The following is an 8,156-nucleotide window of genomic DNA, read 5'->3' as shown; positions in this document are numbered from 1 at the left end:
TGCCGATGCCGACGTGCTGTTCCTGGCACTGATGAACCCGATCGAGCCTCTGAACGAGCAGAACTTTGTGTCTGAGTCAGAATGGATCACCGGTGTTCGACTCTCTGACACCTTCAGCAGCGCTGACCTCGAAGGCAAGGAATACGCTGTCATTTCCCAGTCCTACTGGTTGCAGCCCAACTTCTTCGAAGTGGACTATCTGGAGCCGGGTGCAACGCTCAGCTTCCCGGTTGGCGGAAACCCCGCCACATTAAGCCGTGCAACCACTTTCGCCTACGTGGAATTCATCAACAACCTGCCACTGATTCGCGAAGGAGACCCGGAAGCAACCGACACATTCCAGTACTCCGTCGGCACCAACGGCCGGATCACCATGTCATCGGACTTTGGTGAGCCAGGCGTTGTGGACCTGGAGCTGAACGGGTTCGCCACTCCGGATGGCCGGCTACTGGTATTCGAGACCACGCTGATCGCGGACAGTGATGACGGTACAACCCAGGAGGGCGGTGTTGGTATCACCTACGCCATCTGTACCAACTGCGACTGACCGATAGGAGACCCATACCCGGGCCCCGCACTGCGGGGCCTTTTTTATGCTGATACACCGACCCGGGTTCACCGGCTAGTGTCGCGACCTGACGACTGCTTATCAAAAAAACAGGCGCTCATACCCCAAATGGGGGATGCGCACCGGGGCAGAGCTTTCTAAATTGGTCTGATAACTGGGGTTTCCGTGTTTCAGGAGGTTGTACCCATGATCGTTTCCTTACCTGCTTCCAGATCGGACAGCACACGGACACCCCGCTTCCCGGGAATTGCCCCCGATTCCACCTAGCCTACCTTTGCGCCTTACCCGGCCCCTGGCCACCCCCGACATTCAGCACACCGGTTTGCCACCCTCGGCAATCACCGGATAACCGATATCCTTGCAGGAAGATCCGAAACCATGAGTCTATTCCGTACCTCCGCTTTGGCGGTTGCTATCAGTTCTGCCCTTGGTCTTGCCGGCTGTGGCGGTGGTGGGGGCAGTAGTTCGTCCACACCACCCGCAACCCCCACGGAACAAACCGTCAGCGGTAACGCCGTCAAGGGCGTGCTCAGGAATGCGATTGTTACCGCCTGGCTGCTTGATGACAGTGGCAGCCGCGCCAGCCAGATCGCTACCACCAGAACCGATAACGAAGGCGCATACAGCCTTCCACTCGGCTCCGGTTACCGTGGTGACCTTATCGAGATCGAGGTCACTGCAGACAGCGATACCCGCATGGTATGCGACGCCAGCGCCTGCGGAACCGCCAGCCGTGGCGACCTGATTGAACTACCGTCCGGTTTCAGCCTGAACACCATAACCGAAGCGCCCACCAGTGCGACGACCATTTCAGCGCCCGTCACTGCCTGGTCCACCCTTGCGGCCAGTCGCGCTCAGGCACTCATCACTGACGGTAGTTCGCCCCGGGCCGCTGCCCGCCGGGCCAATAGCGAAGTGTCTGACCTGGTCGGTTTTGACATCCTGACCACCCGGGCCACTGGCCTCAGCCAGATCAGTGATGCGTCTCCTGCCGAAGGTCAGTCCGCTGTCATGAACGCCGCCGTAGCTGAAATCCTGTTCGGCGATACCAGCAGCGAAGACCTGGCACAGAAACTGTCCCAATTCACCACCACCTTCGAAGACGGCATATTTGGTGACGCTGAAGACGACTACAATCTGGCCCAGCTGGCCACTGCCAGCCAGACCGTGGTCAGCACCACGCCGGATCTGGACAGCCTGACCCGGGATGCGGTGAACAATAAAACCACCGAATACGATGCCAGCCCTGATGGTTATGCATCGACCTACGACGAGAGCCTGATCGTCGATGACAATGCCAGCCAGAATGAGAAAATCGCCCAGTTCCAGACGTTTGTTGGTCAGGCCAGTGGCTGGTTCCAGTCCTTTGAAGACCTGGACAGCGATCAGCTTGGACTCGCCGTAAACACAGACATAGAAACCATTCAGGCGATTTTTGACACCACCGCCCAGGGCCAGCTGCAGTTTATCGGCGATGCCCTGGATGCGGCCTTTGTGGAACTGCTCAGCGATCCGGCCGCCGCGCAACAGCTACTGGCCAATGGCGGCACCCGCTCGTTCAGCCTGACCAATGCCGACGACCAGTCTGAAGCCACCATCGACATGACCTTGTCCAACGACAACGGTGTGGTGATCCAGCTTGACGGCATCATTACCCTGGCGGACCAGACCACCTCGATTCCCTTCAACCTGGAGCTGGACACCAACATACCCGCCAGCAGCCTGGATCTGACCAGCTCCACCATTACCGCCCTGGCCACGTCCAACACGCTTGGCCTGAGCGGCGTCATCAGCAATGCCGACGGCTCGGATGGCCTGGTTCTGGACCAGATGACAATCAAGCTGGATCTCAGTGCCGCGCTGAGCAACGGCACAGGGATCACGGAAACACAGCTGGCAGACGCCTTCAGCGCCGCAACCTTTGACGGCGCCATCGAGGCCTACGGCATGGCGGGTGACAGCTTTAAAGGACAAATAGGCGCAAGCCTGGTGAGGCTGAATCCGGGGGCTGCGTTTAACCAAAGCCTCAGCATGGGACCCTACTCCCTCAGCCGGCTGCGTGTTGCTGGCGACTTCAGCGGTGCCAACGGCAACCAGTTCCGCACCTCTGCCACCCTCAACGTCAACAACGCCACCAGCTTTGATACCTTTGCCTGGCTGCAGTACAGCAATGACCGCTCGGGCCTGACGATTCCGGTCGCCTATAGCGACTTCGAACTTCTGCTGTCCCCCGAGAACCAGGACGAGGAGGCGTTTTTCTCGACCACATCCCTGTTCCTGGAGGAGGGCGCCAATGGCTCAAACGCCTATCGCCTGAACGTGGGCGGCTGGTCCGTGTTTAATGGTCCCATCGCAACTACTCGCAACTATTCTGGCGATGACCTCACCAGCCGGTTGAACGAAGCCCAGAACGTCATCGCCAGTCAATTCCCGGCAAATGTCGTTTTTACCTACTTTGACAGTGAGAATCAGGAGCAGAATTTCACACTGGACCTGAGCCAGCTATTCAATGGCAACAGGGAGCTTAGTGGTTCCTTCCTTTTCTCTGCCACCAATAGCTATGAGATGAGCATCACCCACAGCAGCAATCTGTTGCCTGCTGGGGTCGAGTTCGCAAGCATCTTTGGCGCCGAAGACTTCAACATCTTGCTTGGCCAGAACCCGGACGGCCCCGGCTCGATTGCCCGCTTCACCACAGTATTCAGTACCGGCCTGGAGGATATCGTCGCGATTCTGGACGTTCCGACTCCGGATGTGGCCACCGAGTATTCATTCAGACTGGGCGATAACCTGGAAACAAACCACTATACATTCCTGATCGAGTCAACCCTGGAAAACTTCAACAGCTGTGAACAGAACCCACCGGCATTCCTGAAGTTCCCCGAGGCAACCACATTTGATTGTGTGGAAACCATCCTGTCCTACAATCTGAACACCAACCGTACCCTCGACACCGACGAAGTGGCACTGATCGATAACATCATCGAGAACGCCCTGGTCCAGCGCTTCGGCTCGACCCTGGCCGGCCAGCTTGAGACCGTGGAGCTGTTCGGTTTCGCCGATGACCGCACCCAGGCCGGCAGTTTCGACCTGACGGTTGAATATCCGGATCTGGAAACCACTACCCGATTCCTGGACTCTTCGCTCAGCGTCACCAGTTCGGTAACCCTGAATGAACTGCCCACGGCGCAGGTCACGGTGACCGCCAATCGCTCCAGCTACCGGGGCGGTAACCTGCTGGCCAATGTGCGCTGGGATGGTGGCAACTACTCCATTGCACTGAACACCAGTAATGCAGAAGAACCTACCGCCTACCGCGGCAGGATCTTCAACAGCCAGGGCTATGAACTGACGTTCCGGGTGGGTCTGAACACCAGTGGTGATATCAACTCACTGGCCGGCGACGCCATACTCAATGGCGAAACCATCGGTCAGCTGCAACTGCGAAACAGCATGCCGGTCATCATCTACCCGAACGGCGAGGAGGACGTTATCAACACGCTGCTTTAGGTCTTGCTTCCGGGCGGGTTGCGGGACTGACGTCTCGCAACCCGCTCTCCTGCTCTACTGCTTTTCTTTCCTGACTTGTCCCGCCAATCAATGCATCAGGGTGTACAGCTTACGCCGGTAGGTCCGCACATCCGGATTGCCATTGCCCAGCTTCTCGAACAGTTCCACAAGCGTCGTCTTGGCGATGCCATCCTTGTAGCCTGCATCGCTCTGCATTAACTGGATCAGCAGCTCCATGGCTTCGGCATTGTTTTCCTGTAGTACCCGATGAAGAGCCAGCTGGTGCAGGGCTTCGGAGTCTTTCGGGTTCTGCGCCAAGGTTTGGGCAAGTTCGGCCTCCGGTGTCAGGTCGCCCGACTGACGCAAAAATTTGATACGGGCCGCCAGCTGTTTGGCCTTGTGCTGAAGCTTTTCTTCCGGTGGCAGGCTTTCCAGCACCTGCTCCGCCGTGTCCAGATCCCCCAGCTCGGCTTTCAGTTGAGCGACGTCAATCAACACCTTGATGTCTTCCGGATTGTCCTGGTTCAGCTCGGTGAAGATCGCCAAAGCGCCTTCGAGGTCACCGGCTTCCCAAAGGCTGTGAGCCTTCTCGTAGGGATCTTCCACTTCTTCAGGAATCTCGATGTGCTTGTCGAGGACCTTGCGCACTTCGCCTTCCGGCAGGGCACCGTTGAAGCCATCCACGGCCTGGCCATTCTTCACCAGTATCACCGTCGGCAGGCTGCGTACCCCAAGGCTGGCGGTCAGCTGCTGCTGTTCGTCGGCGTTGACCTTGGCCAGCAGGAAGCCACCCTTGTAGGCGTCCGCCAGCTTCTCCAGAACCGGCGTCAGCTGCTTGCAGGGCGCGCACCATTCGGCCCAGACGTCCACCAGAACCGGTGTGGTCTCCGAGGCCGTCATGACCTGCTCCTGGAAGTTTTCCATGGTGGCTTCAAAGATGTAAGGCGATGTACTCATAGGGAAATACCTGCAGATTGGTCGTCCCGCACCTGTCGGGCGTATGAATTCGGAATAGTGACTACATGGAGCCAATTCCGCGAATTTCAAGGCTGGGGACGGGTCGCCTGACTGTTTGGACCCGCTGCCTTGAAATACCCCAAGCCGACGCTACATAACAACAATGACTCAGATTAACTGCAGCAGAGACTGGCTGCACCGAGGGCTCAACAGACGGCCACCTTCCGTTCACCCTATTTATCAGGAATAGCTAACCCCATGGCTGACGACTCCCGCGAAGATAACCGCAAGCCCACCGCCGATGATGACGTGACGGAATACATCGGCAAGGATGAAAAAAGCAAAGGCCTGATTGTTCCCGGGCAGGCGCGGCCCAAACGCATGTATGTGATACCGGTCTCCAACCGGCCCTTCTTTCCGGCCCAGGTGCAACCGGTAGTGGTCAATCAGGAGCCCTGGCAGGAAACCCTGTCACGGGTCAGCGATACCGACCACCACATGCTGGGCATCTGCTACGTCGAGACACCAGACCCGGACAATCAAGTACCGGCCAGTGATGAGCTGGAAACCACCGGCTGCGCCGTGCGCATCCACCACGCCCAGCAGGAAAACGGCAAAATCCAGTTTATTGCCCAGGGCCTGCAGCGCTTCCGTATTGTGCAGTGGTTGCGTCGCAAACCCCCTTATCTGGTGGAAGTGGAATACCCGGAAGAGCCGGAGGAAGCGGCCGATGAACTCAAGGCCTACACCCTCGCCATCATCAGCGCCATCAAGGAACTGCTGAGGACCAACCCGCTTTACGGCGAAGACGTGAAACAGTACCTGTCTCGTTTTGGTCCGGACGACAGCTCACCACTGGCGGATTTCGGCGCCTCCATGACCAGTGCCCCCGGTCGTGAGCTGCAGGAAGTACTGAACACCGTGCCGCTGCTGCGACGCATGGAAAAAGTGCTGATCCTCATGCGCAAGGAGCAGGAGGTGGCCCGGCTGCAGGCGGAGATCAACGAGGAAGTGAACGACAAGGTGCAGAAGCACCAGCGTGAATTCTTCCTGCGGGAACAGCTCAAGGTCATCCAGCGGGAGCTGGGTATGGCCAAGGACGACAAGACCGCCGATGCCGAACGGTTCCGTGAGCGCATGGACCAGAAGCAGCCTCCGGAAGCCGTCCTGGAAAAGTTCGAGGAAGAACTGCAAAAGCTCCGGATACTGGAGCAGGGCTCGCCGGAATACGGCGTTACCCGCAACTATCTGGACTGGCTGACCCAGGTGCCCTGGGGCGTGACCTCAAAGGACCACTTTGATCTGACCGAAGCCCGCCGCATTCTGGACAAGGAACACGACGGCCTCGCGGACGTGAAAGACCGCATCATCGAGTTTCTGGCAGAAGGCACCTTCAAGGGCGAAGTCTCCGGCTCCATTCTCTTGCTGGTGGGCCCGCCCGGTGTCGGCAAGACCTCCATCGGCCGCTCCATTGCCGATGCCCTCGGCCGGGAATTCTACCGCTTCAGCCTCGGCGGCATGCGGGACGAAGCCGAGATCAAGGGCCACCGGCGCACCTACATCGGCGCCATGCCGGGCAAGTTCGTGCAGGCCCTGAAAGACGCCAAAGTGTCGAACCCGGTGATCATGCTGGATGAAATCGACAAGATCGGCTCGTCCTATCAGGGCGACCCCGCCTCGGCCCTGCTGGAAACCCTGGATCCGGAACAGAACCGGGAGTTTCTGGACCATTACCTGGACGTACGGCTGGATCTGTCGAAAGTGCTGTTTATCTGCACCGCCAACCAGCTGGACACCATTCCCCGGGCACTGCTGGACCGCATGGACACCATCCGCCTGTCCGGTTACATCACCGAGGAAAAACTGGTCATCGCCAAGCACCACCTGATGCCGCGGCTATTGAAACGGGCGGGCCTGCTGAAAAAGCAGATGAACATCTCCGATGCCGCCCTGCGCCAGGTGATCGAAGGCTACGCCCGGGAGGCCGGAGTGCGTAATCTGGAAAAGCAGCTACACAAGATCATCCGCAAAGGCATCGTGAAACTGCTGGAGAATCCGGACAAACCGGTACGCGTGGGCGTCTCCGACCTGGAGTCCTACCTCGGCCAGCCCGCCTTCCGTAAGGAAAAATCCCTGAAAGGCACCGGCGTGGTTACAGGCCTGGCCTGGACCTCCATGGGCGGCGCCACCCTGAGCATTGAGGCATCCCGCATTCACACCAGCCAGCGGGGCTTCAAGCTGACCGGGCAACTGGGCGACGTCATGAAAGAGTCCGCCGAAATTGCCTACAGCTATGTCTCCTCCAACCTGAAGCGGCTGAAGGGCGACCTGACGTTTTTCGACAAATCCTTCGTGCACCTGCACGTCCCGGAAGGCGCCACCCCGAAAGACGGTCCCAGCGCCGGCGTCACCATGGCCACGGCCCTGCTCTCCATCGCCCGCCAGGAAGCCCCGACCCAGAACATGGCCATGACCGGAGAACTGACCCTGACCGGCCAGGTGCTGCCAGTGGGCGGCATCCGCGAAAAAGTCATCGCCGCCCGCCGCCAGAAAATAAACACCCTGGTGCTGCCGGATGCCAACAAGGGAGATTACGAGGAACTGCCGGGGTACCTGAAGGAAGGTCTAACCGTGCACTTCGCCAAACACTACAACGACGTGTATCAGGTCTGCTTTGGTGACAAGCCGCGTAAGGGGGCGAGTGTGCACTGAGGTGGATGAGGGGTGCTGGAAACTCCCGTTCGTCCTGAGCCTGTCGAAGGACGCTAACTCCAATTTATGCTGCCAAGCACCCTTCGACAAGCTCAGGGTCAGGGTGAACGGGGGGAGGCAGAACCCGACAAGGGCTTACTCCCCCGCCTTCCAGCCATCCTCCCGCAGCACCGGACCCACATCCAGTACCGGCGAGGCGTCGATATCATCGGCGTCCATCATATTGGCGACCCGCTGCAGGGAAGCCACAATCATGCTCTGCTCCCACTGGTCCAGATGGTGAAACTTGCGGATGAAATTGTCCTGCAGTGGCAACGGTGCCCGGGCCAGCAGCACGGCGCCTTCTTCCGTCAGGTGGGCGTGTACCTTGCGTTTGTCCTGGGTGCTGCGAACCCGGTAAATCAGCTTG

At 58.8% G+C, this 8,156-nt stretch carries 4 protein-coding genes and 1 pseudogene; 3 read left to right on the top strand and 2 right to left on the bottom strand.

Going from position 1 to position 8,156, the window contains the following annotated elements; all coding sequences use genetic code 11:
• Positions 1-547 (top strand): hypothetical protein (locus tag AAC035_RS15705; RefSeq protein WP_339805789.1); only part of this gene is annotated, 547 nt, incomplete at its 5' end.
• A 399-nt stretch (positions 548-946) separates the two neighbouring features.
• Positions 947-4,078 carry a hypothetical protein gene (locus AAC035_RS15700; RefSeq protein ID WP_339805787.1) on the top strand — a complete coding sequence of 1,044 codons (3,132 nt, stop codon included), beginning with the start codon at positions 947-949 and terminating at the stop codon, positions 4,076-4,078.
• An 87-nt stretch (positions 4,079-4,165) separates the two neighbouring features.
• Here the strand turns inward: AAC035_RS15700 and trxA are convergent, their stop codons facing one another.
• Positions 4,166-5,035, bottom strand: coding sequence for a thioredoxin (gene trxA, locus AAC035_RS15695; RefSeq protein WP_339805785.1), 870 nt, complete (start codon positions 5,033-5,035; stop codon positions 4,166-4,168).
• Positions 5,036-5,293: 258 nt separating this feature from the next.
• Between trxA and lon the strand changes: the two genes are divergently transcribed.
• A complete protein-coding gene (lon, locus tag AAC035_RS15690; RefSeq protein ID WP_339805783.1) occupies positions 5,294-7,747 on the top strand; it encodes an endopeptidase La in 2,454 nt (817 codons plus the stop codon).
• A gap of 135 nt (positions 7,748-7,882) precedes the next feature.
• Here lon and AAC035_RS15685 read toward each other — a convergent pair.
• Positions 7,883-8,156, bottom strand: a pseudogene (locus AAC035_RS15685) (MarR family transcriptional regulator); the annotation flags it as partial.

This window comes from uncultured Marinobacter sp. (genome assembly GCF_963974375.1).
Taxonomy (GTDB): domain Bacteria; phylum Pseudomonadota; class Gammaproteobacteria; order Pseudomonadales; family Oleiphilaceae; genus Marinobacter.
This window is presented reverse-complemented; position numbering and strand designations above follow the sequence as displayed.